This is a genomic window from Streptococcus sp. HMSC064H09 (genome assembly GCF_001812625.1).
In the GTDB taxonomy this organism is placed as follows: Bacteria; Bacillota; Bacilli; order Lactobacillales; family Streptococcaceae; genus Streptococcus.
In genome coordinates, this window is record NZ_KV809577.1 from 1 (window position 1) to 21961 (window position 21961).

Sequence of the window (21961 nt, forward strand, 5' to 3'; positions counted from 1 at the left end):
CTTTTCGTCACCCACTACAGTTGACAAAGAGCCTTTCGTTTTAGTCTTCAGATGATTCCACAATTGCTTCATCAACAGCAATATTTTCAATAACTTCAACTTCGTTAACTGAAAGTGGTTCAATGTTACGGTAACGAGCCATACCTGTACCAGCAGGAATAGTCTTACCAATGATAACATTTTCTTTAAGACCAAGGAGATGGTCTTTCTTACCACGGATAGCTGCATCTGTAAGCACACGTGTTGTTTCTTGGAAGGAAGCCGCTGACAAGAATGAATTTGTTTCAAGTGAGGCTTTCGTAATACCAAGAAGGACTGGACGAGATGTTGCAGGAACACCACCAGAGATAACAATATCCTTGTTAGCATCTGTGAAGTCAGAAATGTCCATAAGTGTACCTGGAAGGAGATCTGTATCACCTGGATCCATAACACGTACTTTACGAAGCATTTGACGAACCATTACTTCGACGTGTTTGTCACCGATTTCTACCCCTTGGCTACGGTAAACTTTTTGTACTTCTGCAAGAAGATAAGTTTCAACTGACAAGGTATCACGTACTTCAAGGAGACGTTTAGGTTGGATTGAACCTTCTGTCAAGGCCGCACCACGGTGTACTTCGTCACCAACTTCAACTTTCATACGAGCTGTAAATGGAACAACGTATTCACCCATTCCAGTCTTACCTTGAACGAAGACTTTCTTAGTACGTGTTGCAGCATCTTCTTCGATTTCAATAACAGTACCCTTAACTTCAGTGATAACCGCTTCCCCTTTAGGGTTACGTGCTTCAAAGATTTCCTGGATACGTGGAAGACCCTGTGTGATATCGGTGTTTGAGGCTACCCCACCGGTGTGGAAGGTACGCATAGTAAGCTGTGTACCAGGTTCCCCGATAGATTGAGCGGCGATAGTACCAACTGCTTCACCAACTTCAACCGCATCACCTGTTGCCAAGTTGATACCGTAACAGTGACGGCAGACACCGTGACGTGTGTTACATGTAAAGACTGAACGGATAGTTACTTCTTCAACACCAGCATTGACAATAGCAGCAGCCATGTCTTCAGTAATCAAAGTATCTGGACCTACGATTACTTCACCTGTTGTAGGATTCTTAACTGATTTCTTAGTGTAACGACCTTGAAGACGTTCTTCAAGTGTTTCCGTCACTTCTTTACCATCAGTAATCGCACGGATAAGAAGACCTCGGTCTGTTCCACAGTCATCTTCACGAATGATAACATCTTGGGCAACGTCAACCAAACGACGAGTAAGGTAACCTGAGTCGGCTGTCTTAAGGGCCGTATCGGTCATACCTTTACGCGCACCGTGAGTAGAGAAGAACATTTCCAAAACGCTCAAACCTTCACGGAAGTTTGAAAGGATAGGCAATTCCATGATACGTCCGTTAGGAGCGGCCATCAAACCACGCATACCGGCAAGTTGAGAGAAGTTAGAGATGTTACCACGAGCTCCTGAGTCCATCATCATAACGATTGGGTTCTTAGAATCTTGTGTCTCAATCAGACGTTTTTCAAGGGCTTCTTTCGCTTCACGCCATGTTGTTGTAACAGCAACATAACGGTCATCATCTGTCATCAAACCACGACGGAAGGCCTTGTTAATTTCTTCAACACGGTGGTGAGCAGCATCGATAATTTCTTGTTTGTTATCGATAACTGGGATATCGGCGATACCCACTGTCAAACCAGCAAGTGTTGAGTGGTAGTACCCAAGGTCTTTCAAACGGTCAAGGAAGGCTGATGTTTCAGTCGTACGAAGACGTTTGAAGGTTTCAGCAATGATGTTACCAAGATTTTTCTTCTTGAACGGTGCATTAATTTCCAAACTATCAATTACTGTTTGGATATCTTGACCTGGTTCAAGGAAGTACTTATCTGGTGTACTATCTGTCAAGTTCTCATTTGTTGTTTCTTGAAGATATGGAATTTCTGCTGGGATGATTGAGTTAAAGAGAATCTTACCAACAGTTGTAACCAAAATCTTGTGAAGTTGGTTTTCTTTCCAAGGTTTATCAGGCATGCTGTCTACTGCAATACCTACACGGCTATGCAAGTGAACATAACCATTACGATAAGCCATAACTGCCTCATCAATATCCTTGAAGACCATACCTTCACCCTCACGGCCTTCTTCTTCCATAGTCAAGTAGTAGTTACCAAGAACCATATCCTGAGATGGCGTTACGACCGGTTTACCGTCTTTAGGGTTAAGGATATGTTCAGCCGCAAGAAGGAGCAAACGTGCTTCAGCTTGAGCTTCTTCAGACAATGGAACGTGGATGGCCATTTGGTCACCGTCAAAGTCGGCATTGTAGGCCTCACATACCAATGGGTGAAGACGAAGGGCCTTACCATCAATCAAGACAGGTTCAAAGGCCTGGATACCCAAACGGTGGAGGGTAGGTGCGCGGTTAAGAAGTACTGGGTGTTCCTTGATAACATCTTCAAGAATATCCCAAATACGTTCATCACCACGTTCAACCATACGTTTAGCGGCTTTCACGTTACCTGCGTATTCACGCGCAACGATTTCACGCATCACAAATGGTTTGAAAAGTTCGATGGCCATCAAACGTGGCACACCACATTGGTACATTTTAAGTGTTGGACCAACGGCGATAACGGAACGTCCAGAGAAGTCAACACGTTTACCAAGCAAGTTTTGACGGAAACGACCTTGTTTACCTTTAAGCATGTGGCTCAAAGATTTAAGTGGACGACTACCTGGTCCAGTGATTGGACGACCACGACGTCCATTATCGATAAGGGCATCTACCGCTTCTTGCAACATACGTTTTTCGTTTTGCACGATAATACCTGGGGCATTCAATTCAAGCAAACGAGCCAAACGGTTGTTACGGTTAATAACACGACGATAAAGATCGTTCAAGTCTGATGCCGCAAAACGTCCACCATCCAATTGAACCATTGGACGAAGGTCTGGTGGCAATACTGGCAAAATGTTAAGAACCATCCATTCTGGTTTGTTACCAGACTTATAGAAGGCATCAAGAACGTCCAAACGACGAACAGCTTTAACACGTTTTTGACCAGTTGCGGTCTTCAACTCTTCTTTGAGTTCAGCAATTTCAGCTTCCAAATCCACTTGTTTCAAGAGATCTTGGATAGCTTCTGCACCCATTTTAGCGACAAATGAACCATGTCCATACTCTTGCAATTTTTCACGATATTCACGTTCTGTCAAGAGAGATTTTGGTTCAAGTGGTGTTTCCTTTGGATCGATAACCACGTAAGCTGCGAAGTAGATAACTTCTTCAAGCGCACGAGGGCTCATGTCCAAAGTCAATCCCATACGAGAAGGGATTCCCTTGAAGTACCAGATGTGTGATACTGGTGCTTTCAACTCGATGTGACCCATACGTTCACGGCGAACCTTAGCACGTGTTACTTCAACACCACAGCGGTCACAAACGATACCTTTATAACGGATACGTTTGTATTTTCCACACGCACATTCCCAGTCTTTAGTAGGACCAAAGATCACTTCGTCGAAGAGACCTTCGCGTTCTGGTTTGAGCGTACGGTAGTTGATTGTTTCAGGTTTCTTAACTTCACCATAAGACCATGAACGGACCTTAGTTGGTGAAGCTAGTGTGATTTGCATACTTTTAAATCGATTTACGTCAACCACTAGTATTACCTTTCTTTTGTTCTATTGACAATAGCAGCGCTATTCTCACCTTTATCAGCTACCTTAGCAGAGAGAGTGAACTCCCTCCCTAAAGCTTATTTTATTCTGTTTTATCTGAAGCTTCTTCTTTAGCTTTTTCTAATTCAGCTGCTTCTTTGGCTTGTTGTACACGTGCTTTTTCAAGATCATCAACGTGCATGACATCGTCGTCTTCACCTTCATCAAGATCACGCAATTCAACTTCGTAGTCATCCTCATCAAGGACACGCATATCAAGACCAAGTGATTGCAATTCTTTAACAAGTACTCGGAATGATTCTGGTACACCTGGTTTTGGAATTGGTTTACCTTTAGTGATAGCTTCATAGGCTTTCAAACGTCCGTTAACGTCATCTGACTTGTAAGTCAAGATTTCTTGAAGGATATTTGATGCACCATAAGCTTCAAGGGCCCAAACCTCCATCTCACCGAAACGTTGTCCACCAAATTGTGCTTTACCACCAAGAGGTTGTTGGGTAACAAGTGAGTAAGGACCTACTGAACGAGCGTGAAGTTTATCATCAACCATGTGGTGAAGTTTGATCATGTACATGACACCAACTGACACACGGTTATCAAATGGTTCACCTGTACGTCCATCGTAAAGGATTGTCTTAGCATCACTATCCATACCTGCTTCACGAACAGTATCCCAGAGGTCTTCTGAGCTTGCCCCGTCAAAGACTGGTGTTGCGATGTGGATACCCAAGTTACGAGCAGCCATACCAAGGTGAAGTTCCATAACCTGACCGATATTCATACGTGATGGCACCCCAAGAGGGTTCAACATGATATCAACTGGTGTACCGTCTGGAAGATAAGGCATGTCTTCAACAGGAACAATACGAGAAACAACCCCTTTGTTACCGTGACGACCGGCCATCTTATCTCCGACCTTGATCTTACGTTTTTGAGCGATGTAAACACGAACAAGCATGTTAACACCTGATTGCAATTCATCACCGTTTGCACGTGTGAAGATTTTAACATCACGAACGACACCATCACCACCGTGAGGTACACGGAGTGATGTATCACGTACTTCACGAGATTTATCACCAAAGATAGCGTGGAGAAGACGTTCTTCAGCAGAAAGGTCTTTTTCACCCTTAGGTGTTACCTTACCAACAAGAATGTCACCTTCTTTAACCTCAGCACCGATACGGATAATACCCATTTCGTCAAGGTCTTTGAGGGCTTCTTCACCAACGTTTGGCAATTCACGTGTAATTTCTTCAGGCCCAAGCTTTGTATCACGTGTTTCTGATTCGAATTCTTCCAAGTGAACAGAGGTATAAACGTCATCTTTCACAAGACGCTCACTCATGATAACGGCATCCTCGAAGTTGTAACCTTCCCATGTCATGTAAGCGACGATAGGGTTTTGACCGAGGGCCATTTCTCCACCTTCCATAGATGGACCGTCAGCGATAAAGTCACCTTTTTCAACAATATCGCCAACCTTAACCAAAGTACGTTGGTTGTAGGCAGTACCTGAGTTTGAACGACGGAATTTTTGAATAGTATAAACATCAAGAGAACCATCTTCACGACGAACTTCAACTTTATCAGCATCAGAGTAGACAACTTTACCATCGTGTTGAGCGATAACTGCAGCTCCTGAATCGTGGGCAGCTTGATATTCCATACCAGTACCAACATAAGGTGCTTTAGGGTCAATCAAAGGCACAGCCTGACGTTGCATGTTGGCACCCATGAGGGCACGGTTAGAGTCATCGTTTTCCAAGAAAGGAATACATGCTGTCGCAACGGCAACTACCTGTTTAGGAGAAACATCCACGAAATCTACAAGGTGTGATGGGTACTCTTGGTTATTACCTTGATGACGACCCATAACGATTTCTTCTGCAAATGTTCCATCTTCGTTCAATTTAGAGTTAGCCTGAGCAACTGTGTACTCATCTTCTTCATCGGCAGTCAACCAAACTACTTCGTTGGTTACTTTACCAGTTGCACGGTCAACCTTACGATATGGTGTTTGAATAAAACCATACTTGTTAAGGTGTCCGTATGAAGACAAGTTATTGATCAAACCGATGTTAGGTCCTTCAGGTGTTTCAATTGGACACATACGACCGTAGTGCGTGTAGTGCACGTCACGAACTTCATATCCGGCACGGTCACGTGTCAAACCACCAGGTCCCAAGGCTGACAAACGACGTTTGTGTGACAACTCTGACAATGGGTTGTGTTGGTCCATGAACTGTGACAACTGTGAAGAACCGAAGAATTCTTTAACAGCTGCAGTTACAGGGCGAATATTGATGATTTGTTGTGGTGTCAAGACTTCGTTATCTTGAACTGACATACGCTCACGTACGTTACGTTCCATACGAGCCAAACCAATACGGAATTGGTTAGCAAGCAATTCACCAACAGCACGGATACGACGGTTACCAAGGTGGTCGATATCGTCAACTTTACCGATACCTTCAGCAAGGTTGAGGAAGTAGCTCATTTCAGCCAAGATATCCGCTGTTGTCAAAGCACGAACTTTGTCATCTGGGTTGGCATTACCAACAATTGTAACCACACGGTCTGGATCATTTGGTGCAACAACCTTGAATTTTTGAAGAACAACAGGTTCTGTAACCACCGCATAATCGTTTGGTGTGTATACAAATTTGTTCAAATCACCATCCAAGTATTCTGCGATTGAATCAATCACATCACGTGTCATTTCAGTGCCAGCTTCAACAAGGATTTCACCTGTTTCAGGATCTACCAAGTTTTCAGCAATTGTTTGTCCCAAAAGACGTGTCTTGATGTTAAGTTTTTTGTTGACTTTGTAACGACCAACAGCAGCCAAGTCATAACGACGTGGATCAAAGAAACGAGCTACAAGCAAGCTACGTGAGCTGTCGGCAGTTTTTGGTTCACCTGGACGAAGACGTTCATAAATTTCTTTAAGCGCCTCATCAGTACGTGAATCTGCTGGGTTTTTGTGGATATCTTTTTCAATGGTGTTACGAACCAACTCGCTATCACCAAAGATATCAACAATTTCGTCATCACCTGAGAATCCAAGCGCACGCACAAGCGTTGTGAATGGAATCTTACGTGTACGGTCGATACGAGTGTAGGCGATGTCTTTTGAATCTGTTTCAAGCTCAAGCCATGCCCCACGGTTAGGGATAACTGTTGATCCATAACCCACTTTACCGTTTTTATCAACCTTATCGTTAAAGTAAACACCAGGTGAGCGCACCAACTGAGAAACGATAATACGTTCACCACCATTGATGATGAAAGTACCCATCTCAGTCATAATAGGGAAATCTCCGAAGAAGACTTCCTGAGTTTTGATTTCACCAGTTTCTTTGTTAATAAGACGGAAAGTCACAAAGATAGGTGCTGAGTATGATGCATCGTGGATACGAGCTTCTTCAAGTGTATACTTAGGCTCTTTCAATTCGTAACCAACGAATTCCAATTCCATAGTGTCTGTGAAGTTTGAGATAGGAAGTACATCCTCAAAAACCTCTTTAAGACCAGTATCCAAGAATTCTTTGAATGAATCCGTTTGGATTTCAATCAAGTTTGGTAAATCAAGAACTTCTTTGATTCTTGAAAAACTACGACGGGTACGATGTTTCCCGTATTGAACGTCATGTCCTGCCAAGTCTTCTACTCCTTTTCTACATTCGAGACTTGCTTTGCAAGTCGTGCACTTTAAATATTTGTCTTCTTCCTTGTTCAGTTGCTTGTCCCATTAACAAGTGATTAAACACTAACATCCACTTATCTGATTAAGGATAAGCAAAAAACTTAGTTTGTGAATTTTTAGAACCTTTAAATATGCGTTACAACACTTGAAAATCCTAAAAATAAGCACAAAAATAGCAGCTAAATCTGACCGAAAAAACGTTGATTTAACTGCTGTATCTCTTGATTGGACAATATTTCAACCAAGTAAGACGACAAATAGTTGTCTATATTATACCTAATTTTTTGCTTTTTTGCAAGTTTTCTTGGGAATTCCTAATGCCCTCCAAGAATGCTAGACCAGGCTTTTTGATAGTCACTGTCAGTTCCACCAATAGCAAATTTGTAGGTTGTATCTCCAGGCCCATTTTTAGCCCAATAAGTATCAACCATTTCACCACTTACAGAAACATTACGACCATTGACAGACACTGTTGCTGGTTTAAGACCTGTTGATTTGAGCACACTTGCCTTAATAGCACTTGAATCGATATTAAACTTATCTCCCGTTTTAAAAATACCTGGATTGGCATTGTAAATGGCGGAAGTTAAACGAGCCATATATTGCGCATTGTAGGTGTAACCCGTTTTAGAATTAGTTGGTGTATTATTGTCATAACCAGCCCAACCTCCAAGAGTAATACCAGGCGTTGAGACGATCAACCAAGCATCCGCAAAGTTATCTGTCGTTCCTGTTTTACCCATCCAGTCAGCTGAGGCTGCTGCACCATTGACATTTTTCAATTCAGAATGAAATTGAGTTGTCGCTCCCTTAACCACAACTTCCTTGAGCAGGTTATCCATGATGCTAGCCGTAGCTCTTGAAAAGACTTGAACCCCTTCAGATTTATGCTGATAGATAACTTCGCCAGTCCGGTCAGTAATACTATCAATCATATGACCCTTCTCATAGACGCCACCATTTGAAAGCATCTGATAGGCATTTACTTGCTGGGCAACCGTGGTTTCAATTCCCCCGCCAAGAGGTAAACTCTCGATATTGTAGTTAGCAATCTTATAACCCATCTTGGTCATGTAACCCTCAACGTCAACATCATGACGTTGAAGCATTTGATATGTCCAAAAGGCTGGAATATTCCACGAGGTATTGAGTGCCTCTTGTAGGTTCATCATAGCTGTACCCTTATCACCATCATGGAGAATAGGCGTTCCACCCGTAAAATTAGTTGGATAGTTAGAAAGGATACTTGAGCTACCCATCAAACCTTGATCAATAGCAATTCCATAAGCAATAATAGGCTTAATAGATGAGCCTGGGGAGCGTGCCGTATCAAAGGCATGGTTATTTTGATTATTTTCGTAACTACGGCCACCAACAAATCCTAGAATTGCTCCAGTCGCATTATCCATGAGCACATTTCCGACTTCAACTCCACTATTTCCACCTTGGTCGAGGAGGCCACCATATTGACTCGCAGCATCTTGCATCGCATTATAAACTGCATTATCAATAGTTGTCTTAACGCTGTAGCCACCGGTTTGTAGCTCTTGTAGGGCCCTCTCACGATAGCTTTCCTTGGTCTTATCATTTTTCAACTCTTGACTCGATACCTTGTCACGTTTAACGAGATAATCATACATGACATCCTGAGCCTCAGACATGACAGAATAGTACAAATAGTCATGACTTACGGCATCAGACTTCTCACCAGTCTTGAAATCTTTAGTGATATCATAATCCTTATAGCTTTCATACTGCGACTTATCTAGATAGCCACCGCGATAAAGATTGTAGAGTACATCTTGCTGACGTGCTAAGCCATAAGAAAGATCCTCTGCATTTTTTAATTGACCGTCAGCTGTATAAGGTGAGTAGACAATCGGGCTCTGTGGCAAACCTGCCAGATAGGCCGCCTGAGGAACTGTCAAATCCGCTGCAGATACCCCAAAGATACCTTGAGCAGCCTCCTCAATACCAGCAATATTTTTCCCCTTGTTGTTACGTCCAAAAGGAGAAACATTCAGATAATCGGTTAAAATTTCATTTTTAGAAGCGCGACGCTCCAATTGTAAGGCATAGATAATCTCTGCCGCCTTACGTTTAAAGGTTGGCGCATCGCCTGTTACCTGTTGCTTGATTAACTGCTGCGTTAGCGTCGAACCACCACTTGAAGAGCCAACCCCCAAAACTGATGACACCAAAGCCCTAAAAACTGCCTTTGGTACAACACCCTTATGCTTCTTAAAATTTTCATCCTCAGTCGCAATGATGGCATTTTTGACATTGTTAGAAATAGCATCACTCTCAATAGGTGTTCTCAGCAAGTCAGTATCAATATCCGCAATCTTCTTGGAATCGGAATAGCTCATCGAAGATACCAAACTAACCTCACTAATCTGATTCAACAAGGTTTTGTCCTTAATCGACGGAACAGACTCAATTTGACTCCCCAGATAACCCAAACCAATTCCTGCACCGAATAAGGTAAGAACGATAATAACCACATAAAAGAAATCAGACAAGAGCTTTAAGGTTTTTAAGAAAACATCACCCATGTCTAAGAGTGTCATCCCATCCTCAGGCGACTTACGTGCTTGCTTACGATTCCACTTAGATCCAGTCGTAGCTTTCCTTTCTTTAAAAGATTTATCTCCTCTTTTAGACCTAGAACCAGCGAACTTTGTACGAATAGTCTGCCCTAGTCGCCTAAAATAATTTATTATTTTTTCAAAATTCATAGAAATACCTCAAAGCCTATTATAACAAACTTTGACAAAGCTTGCATAGGGTTGCTTTCTTTTGGTATAATGGTGCAGAATATACTTTACTGGAGAATATCATGACAATTTTTGAAGAACTAAAAGCACGTGGCTTGATTTTTCAAACCACTGATGAAGAAGCCCTTGTAAAAGCCTTTGAAGAGGGACCAGTCTCATACTACACTGGTTATGACCCAACAGCAGACAGTCTCCACCTTGGACACCTTGTCGCTATCCTTACAAGTCGCCGACTTCAATTGGCTGGACACAAACCTTACGCCCTCGTTGGTGGTGCAACAGGTTTGATTGGTGACCCATCATTTAAAGATGCTGAACGTAGCCTGCAAACCAAAGAAACTGTTGAAGGTTGGGTTGAAAAAATCCAAGGACAACTCTCTCGTTTCCTTGATTTTGAAAATGGTGACAACAAGGCCGTTATGGTCAACAACTATGACTGGTTTGGTTCAGTCAGCTTCATTGATTTCTTGCGTGACGTAGGTAAATACTTCACGGTTAACTACATGATGAGTAAGGAATCTGTTAAGAAACGTATCGAAACAGGTATCTCTTACACTGAGTTTGCCTACCAAATCATGCAAGGTTACGATTTCTATGAACTCAACGATAAGTACGGCGTAACCCTCCAAATTGGTGGTTCTGACCAATGGGGTAACATGACAGCAGGTACTGAGCTCTTGCGTCGTAAAGCAGATAAATCTGGACATGTCATCACTGTACCACTTATCACAGATTCAACTGGTAAAAAATTCGGTAAATCTGAAGGTAACGCTGTCTGGCTTGATGCTACTAAAACAACACCTTACGAAATGTACCAATTCTGGCTCAACGTTATGGATGATGACGCTGTTCGCTTCTTGAAGATTTTCACTTTCTTGTCACTTGAAGAAATCGAAGAGATCGGTAAAGAATTTGACCAAGCTCGTCACCAACGTTTGGCACAAAAGGTTTTGGCTCGTGAGGTTGTTACTTTGGTTCACGGTAAAGAAGCTTACGAACAAGCTGTTCACATCACTGAACAACTCTTCGCTGGTAACCTTAAAGCTCTCTCAGCACGCGACCTTAAAGTTGCCCTCAACGGTGTCCCAACATATGAAATTTCAGCAGATGAAAATCTGAACATCGTTGAACTTCTCGTCAATGCAAAAATTTCACCATCTAAACGTCAAGCACGTGAAGATGTCCAAAACGGCGCTATCTACATCAACGGTGAACGTGTACAAGACTTGGATTACACTCTCTCAGACACAGATAAAATTGATAATGAAATTACTGTTATCCGTCGTGGTAAGAAGAAAAACTTTGTCTTGACTTACTAATTTATGGCTATTCTCACTCCTTAATGGAGTGAGTTTTTTTTTACCAAAAAGAGCAGTAGGATTGATTCCCAACTACTCTCTTCAGAACACAAAAAACCAGCACTAGGCTGGTTTTCGAGACTATCACATTAGTTATAGATTTTGAATGCGTCGTCGTCGTTTTGACCAACGAATGGCATTGCTTTACGCAATTCAGCACCAACTTTTTCGATTTCAAGGTTAGCAGCTTCTTCACGGTAAGCAGTAAGTTTTGGACGTCCAGCCTTGTAGTCGTTAACGAAGTCGTTAGCGAATTTACCATTTTGGATGTCAGCAAGAACTGCTTTCATATTTTCTTTCACTTGTTCAGTGATAACACGTGGACCTGATACGTAGTCACCGAATTCAGCAGTGTTTGAAATTGATTGACGCATTTTCTTGAATCCACCTTCGTAGATCAAGTCAACGATCAATTTCATTTCGTGAAGCACTTCAAAGTAAGCCAATTCTGGAGCATATCCAGCTTCAGTCAAGACTTCAAAACCAGCTTCGATAAGGGCAGTCAAACCACCACAAAGAACTGCTTGTTCACCAAACAAATCTTCTTCAGTTTCTTCTTTGTATGTTGTTTCAAGAAGACCAACACGTGCTGCACCAACACCTTTACACCAGTCCATAGCGATGTCTTTAGCGTTACCTGTAGCATCTTGGTATACTGCGTAAAGTGCAGGAACACCAAAACCTTCTTCAAATGTACGACGTACCAAGTGACCAGGTCCTTTAGGAGCACACATGAAGACATCAACATCTTTAGGAACTTTGATGAATTCGAAGTGGATGTTAAATCCGTGTGCGAAACCAACAGCATTACCAGCTTCAAGGTTTGGAGCAATTTCTGCTTCGTAAAGTTCTTGTTGGATTTCGTCTGGAGCCAAGATCATGATAACATCAGCCAATTTAGTTGCTTCTGCTACTGTGTAAGTATCAAAACCATCTTCCTTAGCTTTATCAAATGATTTACCTGGACGAACACCGATGATCACATCGTGACCTGTATCACGCAAGTTTTGTGCATGCGCATGACCTTGTGAACCGTAACCGATAACGGCGATTTTTTTACCGTCAAGTGCTGCTACTTTTACGTCTTTTTCATATTCCATTTGAACTGCCATAGTAATATGTCTCTTTTCTAAAAAAATAATTTATTGCCTTTTTAAGGCTGGGTTAACAAATTTAAGTTGGATTTTTTAATCACGGGTAAATCCAGTAGCACCCGTACGAGCGATATTTTTGATTCCGTAAGGACGAATAACTCGTAGAAGCGCCTCGCTCTTTTCAGCATCACCAGTCATCTGGATAGTGATAGAGCTTGGTGCCACATCAACCACCGAAGCACGGAAAGGTTGAATAATCGCCAGGATTTCAGCACGTTTAGAGGTTGGTGCTGATACCTTAACTAGGATAACTTCACGTTCCAAGTGTGGCTGATCCGTGATATCACGGATGCGAATCACATCAATCTGACGATTAAGCTGTTTGATGATTTGTTCCACTTCATTTTGAGTATTCACATCAATAATAATCGTAATACGTGAAACATTAGGATCCTCAGAAGCCCCTACAGAGATACTTTCAATGTTAACTTGACGTCGTGAAAGAACACCTGTGAAGCGGTTAAGGACACCTGAACGGTTCTGAAGTTTAGCTGTTAACATTCTACGCATTGAACTTCACCCCCAACATTTCGTGATTACTCTTACCAGCCGGAACAATTGGCAAGACATGCTCTTTACGAGAGATATCCACCTCGATGAACATTGGCACGTCTTCCTTGATAACTTCCAAATCCTGATCAATTGTCTCTGGATTATCAAACTTGTAAGACTCAATGCCGTAAGCTTGAGCCATCAATTGGAAATCTGGAAGGGTATCAAAGACAGACTCTGATGTACGCCCTTCGTAGAAGGACTCTTGCCATTGACGTACCATACCAAGTGAGTGGTTATTCAACATAACAACCTTGATTGGCACCTTGTAAATATTTAAGATAGCCAATTCTTGATTCGTCATTTGGAAACCACCATCACCAACAAAGAGGATAACTTCTTTATCAGGATTAGCAATTTTAGCACCAATTGCTGCTGGAACACCGAACCCCATTGTTCCAAGACCACCTGAGGTCACCAATTGACGCTCATTTTGGTATGGATAATACTGAGCTGTCCACATTTGATGTTGACCAACGTCAGTAACAACAACCGCGTCACCCTTAGTCAATTCACCGATACGCTCGATAACTGCCTGAGGCTGTACCATACGTTCTTTCTTATCGTAAGAACGTACACGCTCTTTGTCTTTTGTAACTTTTTCAATCCATTTTTCAGTGTTATTCTTAACCACTGGTTCTGCTAAGAGCATTTCAAGAGCTTGCTTGGCATCACCAACAACTGGAAGGTCCACTGCAATAATTTTACCAATCTCAGCTGAATCCACATCAATATGGACAACCTTGGCATTCTTAGCAAATGTTTTAGGATTACCTGTCAAACGGTCATCAAAACGACAACCAATGGCAATCATAAAGTCAGCATCGGTCATAGCAATGTTAGCTGCATATGAACCGTGCATACCACCCATACCCAAGAAGAGGGGGTGACTAGTAGCAATTGTCCCTTGACCTAAAAGACTTGTAACAACTGGGATTTGGTAGCGTTCTGCAAAAGCAACTAGCTCCTTAGCAGATTCAGAATAAGACACCCCACCTCCAGCTACAATAACCGGCTTCTTAGCTTTACCCAACTGCTTCAAGATTTTCTTGATTTGCATTTCGTTTGGTCTTAGCGTCGGTTGGTAACTTGGAAGATTAATTTCAGGATCGTTGATGAAAGCTGTTTCCTTAGCCACGACATCTTTAGGGAGGTCGATAACAACTGGACCAGGTCGGCCAGTTGTTGCAATATGAACCGCTTCCCTAATAATACGAGGAATATCAGCTGTATCGCGAATCTGATAATTGTATTTTGTAATCGGCATGGTAATTCCGACAATGTCAGCCTCTTGGAAGGCATCCTTACCAATACCTGGTGTTGCGACCTGACCAGTAAAAACTAGGAGAGGTACGCTATCACTCATAGCATCTGCAATCCCTGTAATAGCATTAGTGGCACCAGGACCACTCGTTACAAGAGCAACACCGAGTTTACCAGTTGATTTGGCATAACCTTCAGCTTCGTGCAGACTTCCTTGCTCATGACGAGATAAAATATGATTAATCTTGTCATTTTTGTAAATAGCATCATACAAAGGAAGAACCGCTCCGCCAGGATATCCAAAGATAGTTGAAATCCCAAGTTCAAGAAGTGTATCTAGAATCAAATCAGCACCAGAGCGTGCTTCTTCAAGTTCAATTTTCTTCACATGGACCTCCTTTAGTAGTTGTTTTTTTCGAATTGTCTAAAAATTCAAAACCTTGTATACTATGATAACATTTTTAACCAAATTTGCAAGGGTTTCGGAGAAAAATATCACAAACTCTTCGGAAAGAATGTTCTTAGTTTTTTTCTTGTGCTTGACGTTCTGCTTTACGTTCTTCGAATTCTTCGTCACTCATCAAAGTCCCGCCGACATTGGCTGATTTAGCAAAGGCTGTATAGCGACGCAACCAACCACTTGAAATTTTTGATTTGAAAGGTTTCAAATGTTTGCGGCGTTCTTCAAGGGTTGCTTCATCGACAAGCAGATCAAGGGTACGATTTGGTAGGTCAATCACGATTTCATCCCCATCTTCGATTAGGGCGATATTACCACCTTCTGCTGCTTCTGGAGAAACGTGACCAATAGCAATACCACGAGTAGCTCCTGAGAAACGACCATCCGTAATCAGAGCCACATCCTTACCAAGACCGCGTCCGACAATCTTAGAAGTTGGTGCCAACATTTCTGGCATACCAGGTCCACCCTGAGGACCTTCGTAACGAATGACAACGACATGGCCCTTCTTAACTGTTCCATTATCAATCAACTCAAGGGCCTGATCTTGTGAATCACAACAAATAGCTTTACCACGGAAAGTTTTAACAGATGGATCTACACCACCGACCTTGATAACAGCTCCATCCTGAGCAATATTTCCGTAAAGGATAGACAAACCACCAACTGGTGAGATAGGATGCTCAATTGGATGGATAATTTCTTCATTCTTGATTTCAGCACCAGCTACGTTTTCTTTCAAAGTTTTACCAGTAACTGTAATACGATCACCTTTAATGGCTCCTTTTTTAATCAACTGATTGATAATGGCTGGAACACCACCAGCTTCATGGACATCATGCATAGTGTAAACACTTGAAGGTGCAATTTTAGAGAGATAAGGTGTCTTCTTGGCAATTTCGTTAATGTCCTTAAGGTCATAGTCAATACCGGCCTCACGCGCAATAGCAAGAGTATGAAGAACAGTATTGGTTGAACCACCCATGGCCATATCTAGAGCAAACGCATCATCGATGGCTTCTTTGGTCACAATATCACGTGGGCGAACATTATTTTTGATGTTATCCATCAATTTTGTGGCTGCTTGACGAACCAATTCACGACGTTCATCTGAAACGGCTAGGATAGTACCGTTACCTGGAAGGGCAAGGCCCAAAACTTCCATCAAACAGTTCATTGAGTTAGCGGTAAACATTCCTGAACATGAACCACAAGTTGGACAAGCATTTTTCTCTAAATAATCGAGCTCATCCATGCTCATATCACCAGCCTGATAAGTACCTACTGCTTCAAACAAACTTGAGAGAGTCGCTTGATGACCAGTCATGTCAACGCCACCCTTCATAGGTCCACCAGAACAAAATACTGCTGGCACATTAGTACGCATAGCCGCCAAAATCATCCCTGGTGTAATCTTATCACAGTTAGGAATGTAGAAAACCCCGTCAAACCAGTGGGCATTAATAACTGTTTCTGCAGAATCGGCAATCAATTCACGAGATGGAAGACTGTAACGCATCCCAATATGCCCCATGGCAATCCCATCATCCACACCAATGGTATTAAACTCAAAAGGAATACCGCCAGCCTCACGGATAGCTTCCTTGGCAATATCTGCTAATTCACGCAAGTGAACATGCCCTGGAACAATGTCAATATAAGAGTTACAAATAGCAATGAAGGGCTTTTGCATATCATTGGCAGATTTAACTTGCCCAGTCGCATACAAAAGTCCGCGTGCTGGTGCCTTATCAACACCAACTTTGATCATATCACTTCTCATGATGTTACCTTCAATCTATAAAATTTCTTACAACATATGTTACCACTTTGGAAAGTAATGTCAAGGAATTTTCAGAATATTTTTGTAATTCCGAAAAGATATACCTGCTATATCAAAACTGACAAAACAAAAAGGAAGCCCTAAGACTTCCTAAATGATTATTCAACACTGAAGAGGTATGGATAAACTGGTTGGTCTCCTTGGAAGATTTCAACTTCGATATCTTCGTGAGCCTCTTCCAATTTTTCCGCAAGTGCTTGAGCTTGTTCTTGATTACCTTCTTCGCCGACGTAAATCATAACAATTTCACTGTCTTCGTCAATCATCTTGTCAAAGGTGTCAAGAAGGGCTTGGTCCATATCTGGTGTAGACACAAGAATCTTACCATCCACCATACCAAGGATATCATTTTCATGAATCTCAAGACCATCAATAGTTGTATCACGTACCGCCAATGTCACGCTACCACTTGTTACATCTGAAAGACTAGCTGTCATAGCTTCAACATTAGCTTCGATACTTTGGCTAGGATCAAAAGCAAGCAAACTTGTAAATCCTTGTGGAACTGTACGTGTTTCAACAACAGCCGCATTGACATCTACTACTTCAGCAGCTGATTGCGCTGCCATAAAGATGTTTTTATTGTTTGGCAAGATGATTACATTCTTAGCATTGACCTGTTCAATAGCCTTAACAATATCTTCTGTTGATGGGTTCATTGTTTGACCACCTGAAATCACATAGTCAACACCTTGTGATTTGAAGATATCTGCAAGTCCATCTCCGGCAACAACTGCAATAAGGGCAAAGTCTTTAGGAGCAGAAGGTGCAGCTTGGATAGTTTCTTCTTTGAACTTGTGCATCGTGTTGGTTACGCATGTTGTCAACCTTAACTTTGACAAGAGCCCCATATTTAAGACCTTCTTGCATGACAAGACCTGGATCCTCTGTATGGACGTGAACTTTTACAATTTCATCGTCGTTAACCACAAGAAGAGAATCCCCAAGGTTACTCAAGTAATTTTGGAACTCTTCATAGTCAAAGTCTTTCACATAAGTCGGACCTTGTTTGAGACCAATCATGATTTCCGTACAGTAACCGAAGGTAATGTCTTCTGTTGCAACATGACCAGCAACTGACTTATGGTGTTCTGCATTAATCATCTCTGTCATCGTAGCAGGTGTCGCTTGGAAGTCCTCTGAAGCGATATACTCACCTGTGAGGGCTGACAAGAAACCTTCATAAATGAAGACCAAACCTTGACCACCTGAGTCTACCACACCAACTTCTTTCAAAACTGGAAGCATCTCTGGTGTCTTGGCCAAGGCAGCCTTAGCTCCATCGAGAGCTGCACGCATAACCTCAACAGCATCATTTGTAGATTCAGCTTTCTTAATCGCTGCTGAAGCTGCACCACGTGATACTGTAAGGATTGTTCCTTCGACAGGTTTCATAACTGCTTTATAGGCAACTTCAACCCCTGCTTGGAAGGCATGAGCTAAATCTTGACCATCGAGTTCCGTTTTATCCTTGATACTTTGACCAAATCCACGGAACAATTGTGACGTGATAACACCCGAGTTACCACGGGCACCCATCAAAAGACCCTTAGACAAAATCTGACCAACTTCACCAACTGTTGAAGCTGACTGATCTGCGACAGCTTTGGCTCCGTTATCCATAGTCATTCCCATGTTTGTTCCAGTATCTCCATCTGGTACTGGGAAGACATTGAGTGAATTCACATATTCTGCTTGCTTACCTAGACGTGTTGCTGCCGCTTGGACCATCTCCTGAAGCAAGCTTGTTGTAATTTTAGACACTAGTTTTCTCCTACGACTTTAATATTTTGAACGTAAACATTTACCGTTTCAGCCTTGATACCGAGTTGATTCTCAAGATTAAATTTCACACGTTCTTGAATATTTTTTGAAACCTCACTAATCTTAACACCGTAACTCATAACAGTGTAGACATCCACAGTGATACCTGCATCAGTAGATTTCACGACAACTCCTTTTGCGTAGTTTTCTTTTCCAAGAAGTGCTTGAAAATTATCTCGGATAGCACTCTTACTTGCCATACCGACAACGCCAAAAATTTCTGTTGCTGAACCGCCAACTACTGTTGCGATGACATCATCTGACAATTCGATTTGACCATCTTTTGTATTGATTTTTACAGTCATAATTACTACCTCAAAAAGTTTTTATCAGCTTATTTTACCATATTCGAGCCTACTTGTAAAAAATAAGAAGAAGATACCCTTTGAATAAGAGTATCTCCTCAGTATTTATCATTAAAACTTTCTCTTTACGAGATAACGACGGTACATCACGTAGAGGAAGATCGCACGCCATACATTATCAACAACGGTTGCAATCCAGACACCAGCAAGACCCATTCCCAGACTCACCCCAAGGAAGTATCCTGAGAAAATTCGAATAATCCACATCCCAATAGTTGTCGCATAGAAAGGCATCTTAGCCTTACCCAGACCTTGCCAAACTGCTGTGTAAACTAAAGTCCCCGAAGTCACAGGATTCCCAAGGAAAGAATAAAGAATAACTACCTGACTAGCCGCAATAGCTGCTTTATTATCTGTAAAGAGACCTGATAATCCTTGGCCAAAGAGCAAGATACTCCCTGAAACCAGAACCATCAAGAAGGTGGAAATCCAATAAGACTCTCGTATAATACGCTTCATCTGCGTCTTATCCCCTCGACCCAGACTATTGGCAACCAAGATAACCGTAGCCGTAGCGACTCCCATACCAGGCATATAGTTAAACTGAGTGAGGTTTTCACCAATGGCGTTACCACCGACAACGGCTGTACCAAAGGTAACAATAATAGCCACGATGACCACATCTCCAGCACGCATCATCAGTCGCTCACCTGCTGCTGGCAGGGCAATGCCCAACAAATCTCTATTAAAAGGTTTGGTAATTTCAAGCTGCTTCACATCCAGTTTCATCGCTTGCCAGAGTATCACTGTCCCAACCAGACGAGAGAAAACCGTAGCCGTTGCGACCCCAATAATCCCCCAATGTCCCACAAAGATGGCTAAAGAAGATAAAATAGCATTTAGAACATTGGTCAAAAGACTGATGACCATGGAAATACGAGGTCGTCCCTTGGCCCGTAGGATGTTACCAAAAGTGGTCATCAAGGCTAGGAAAACCACTCCTCCACCGACAAGAGCAAGGTAGAGACTACCAGCCTGAGTCACAGATTGCTCAGTACCTAAAAGATTAAGAATGGCCCCACCACCAAAAATGGAAAGTAGACCAAGGATGAGACTAAGAGCAAGGGTAATAATAATAGCATCCCAAGTGTCTCGGTTAGTCGCTTTAACATCACCTTTTCCTAAACTCCTGGCAATGACACTGGCACTTGAGGCTCCTAGAGCAATAAAGATAGCTTGGTAAATCGTAATGATATTATTGGCTACGGAAACCCCCGATATAGCGACAATACCCACCTGAGCCACTAGGTAAGAATCGACAACCCCCATCAACATTTGTAGAAGGTTTTCGGCCATAGCAGGCAAGGCTATGTTTAGAATTTTCTTTGTTTCTGTCATAATATTCTTTTCTATATTGATAAAAATAGGGCTGATTTCTCAGCTCCTATTTTTTTATTCTTATACACCAAGATAGCTTTCAACTGCTTTTTGCATATCAGCTGCCGCAACAACTGTTTTATGGCGAACTTCTGCATGTTCAAGTCCATCTACAGCAGCTGGGATAGCTACACCTGAAAGTTGGTGCAAATCTTCTACTGCCTTGAAATCATTCCCACTATCTTTACCAGTGACAGCTGAAACTGCCACACGTGGGAATTTGTATGGGCTAGCTGTTGAAGCGATAACTGTTGGTGTGTGGTCATCTGTCTTTTGAACATATGCTTCGTAAACAGCTGAGGCAACTGCTGTATGAGGATCTTCGATATACTTGTCTTCATCATAGACACGCTTGATTTCAGCAGCTGTTTCATCCTCAGTTGCAAAACCTGCTGCAAACAAATCAAGAATATCTTTATCTGCATCAGCCAAAGTATACTCACCCTTAGTCACAAGTGCATCCATAAGCTCTTTAGTCTTAGTAGCATCATTACCAAGAAGGTGGAAAATCAAACGTTCCAAGTTAGAAGATACCAAGATATCCATAGAAGGGCTTGTTGTTACCTTGAAGTCACGTTTCTTATCATAAGTACCCGTTGCGAAGAAGTCTGTAAGGACGTTATTTTCATTAGAAGCACAGATTAATTTGCCAACTGGAACACCAATCTGACGTGCATAATAAGCCGCCAAGATATTACCAAAGTTTCCTGTTGGTACTGTGAAGTTCACCTTATCTCCGTTTTGGATATGACCTGCCTTAACCAACTGTGCATAGGCATATACATAGTAAACCACTTGTGGTACCAAACGACCAACATTCATTGAGTTAGCTGATGAGAATTGCGTATGATGAGCCAACAATTTCTCACGCAAATCAACATCATTAAACATACGTTTCACATCTGTTTGGGCATCATCAAAGTTACCATCAATGGCAATAACGTGCGTATTAGCTCCTGTTTGAGTGGTCATTTGCAATTCTTGGATTTTTGAAACACCGTCTTTTGGATAAAAGACAATGATTTCAGTTCCTGGAACATCTGCAAAACCAGCCATGGCAGCTTTACCAGTGTCACCTGATGTCGCTGTCAAGATAACGATTTTATTATCAACACCTTGCTTTTTAGCTGATGTTGTTAGCAAGTATGGCAAGATTGAAAGGGCCATGTCTTTGAAAGCGATGGTAGAACCATGGAAAAGCTCAAGGTTGTAGTGGTTCTTAAGTTTAACTACTGGTGCAATGGCAGCTGTATCAAACTTGTCATCATAAGCATTTGTGATACAGTAATCCAATTCCTCTTCAGTAAAATCATCCAAGAAAGCTGACAAGACCAATTTAGCAACTTCTTGGTAAGAAGCATCTTTCAATTGATCAAAGTCCAAAGTAACCTCAGGCGTTGACAACGGTGTGAACAAACCACCATCTGTTGCCAAACCTTGAAGAATAGCCTGACTAGCTGTTACTTTATTATTTTCGTCACGTGTTGATTGGTATACAAGTGTCATGGTAAATCCTCTTTTTAGATAGTCTGTGGCTCTATTGTAGCATAATTGTCAGAATATTTCTACACGTATTGTGACT

The 21961-nt window shown here is 42.0% G+C and carries 11 protein-coding genes and 1 pseudogene; 1 reads left to right on the top strand and 11 read right to left on the bottom strand.

The window, feature by feature from the left end:
• Positions 1-40: 40 nt before the first annotated feature.
• The 3 genes from rpoC to pbp1b form a co-directional block, all read right to left on the bottom strand.
• Positions 41-3679, bottom strand: a complete 3639-nt coding sequence (rpoC, locus tag HMPREF2867_RS04230; protein ID WP_002885622.1) for a DNA-directed RNA polymerase subunit beta' — start codon at positions 3677-3679, stop codon at positions 41-43.
• A gap of 100 nt (positions 3680-3779) precedes the next feature.
• Entirely contained in the window at positions 3780-7361 is a 3582-nt protein-coding gene (gene rpoB, locus HMPREF2867_RS04235; protein ID WP_002885744.1) for a DNA-directed RNA polymerase subunit beta, read from the bottom strand.
• A gap of 359 nt (positions 7362-7720) precedes the next feature.
• On the bottom strand, positions 7721-10144 hold the full coding sequence (pbp1b, locus tag HMPREF2867_RS04240) for a penicillin-binding protein PBP1B (RefSeq protein WP_070576044.1): 2424 nt from the start codon (positions 10142-10144) through the stop codon (positions 7721-7723).
• Between the two features lie 101 nt (positions 10145-10245).
• On the opposite strand from pbp1b, the gene tyrS reads away from it, so the two are divergent.
• Complete coding sequence (gene tyrS, locus HMPREF2867_RS04245) at positions 10246-11502, top strand: tyrosine--tRNA ligase (RefSeq protein WP_003092098.1); 1257 nt, start codon at positions 10246-10248, stop codon at positions 11500-11502.
• Between the two features lie 128 nt (positions 11503-11630).
• On the opposite strand, the gene ilvC is transcribed toward tyrS, so the two are convergent.
• From ilvC to thrC, 8 genes and pseudogenes are all read right to left on the bottom strand, one after another.
• Positions 11631-12653, bottom strand: coding sequence for a ketol-acid reductoisomerase (ilvC, locus tag HMPREF2867_RS04250; protein ID WP_002885764.1), 1023 nt, complete (start codon positions 12651-12653; stop codon positions 11631-11633).
• A gap of 75 nt (positions 12654-12728) precedes the next feature.
• Positions 12729-13205, bottom strand: a complete 477-nt coding sequence (gene ilvN / locus HMPREF2867_RS04255) for an acetolactate synthase small subunit (protein ID WP_002892046.1) — start codon at positions 13203-13205, stop codon at positions 12729-12731.
• A complete protein-coding gene (locus HMPREF2867_RS04260) occupies positions 13198-14898 on the bottom strand; it encodes an acetolactate synthase large subunit (RefSeq protein ID WP_070576046.1) in 1701 nt (566 codons plus the stop codon). The genes ilvN and HMPREF2867_RS04260 overlap by 8 nt, the downstream gene beginning before the upstream one ends.
• A gap of 133 nt (positions 14899-15031) precedes the next feature.
• The gene (gene ilvD / locus HMPREF2867_RS04265) at positions 15032-16753 is read right to left on the bottom strand and encodes a dihydroxy-acid dehydratase (protein WP_070576048.1); all 1722 of its coding nucleotides are present in this window, start codon (positions 16751-16753) and stop codon (positions 15032-15034) included.
• Between the two features lie 158 nt (positions 16754-16911).
• Positions 16912-18577: pseudogene (locus HMPREF2867_RS11750) on the bottom strand (DAK2 domain-containing protein).
• On the bottom strand, positions 18577-18942 hold the full coding sequence (locus HMPREF2867_RS04275) for an Asp23/Gls24 family envelope stress response protein (RefSeq protein ID WP_002885694.1): 366 nt from the start codon (positions 18940-18942) through the stop codon (positions 18577-18579). Before HMPREF2867_RS04275 ends, HMPREF2867_RS11750 begins: the two are co-directional and overlap by 1 nt.
• A 111-nt stretch (positions 18943-19053) precedes the next feature.
• A complete protein-coding gene (locus tag HMPREF2867_RS04280) occupies positions 19054-20340 on the bottom strand; it encodes an MATE family efflux transporter (RefSeq protein ID WP_022496091.1) in 1287 nt (428 codons plus the stop codon).
• A 60-nt stretch (positions 20341-20400) separates the two neighbouring features.
• The gene (thrC, locus tag HMPREF2867_RS04285) at positions 20401-21885 is read right to left on the bottom strand and encodes a threonine synthase (RefSeq protein WP_037604102.1); all 1485 of its coding nucleotides are present in this window, start codon (positions 21883-21885) and stop codon (positions 20401-20403) included.
• Between the last annotated feature and the right edge of the window lie 76 nt (positions 21886-21961).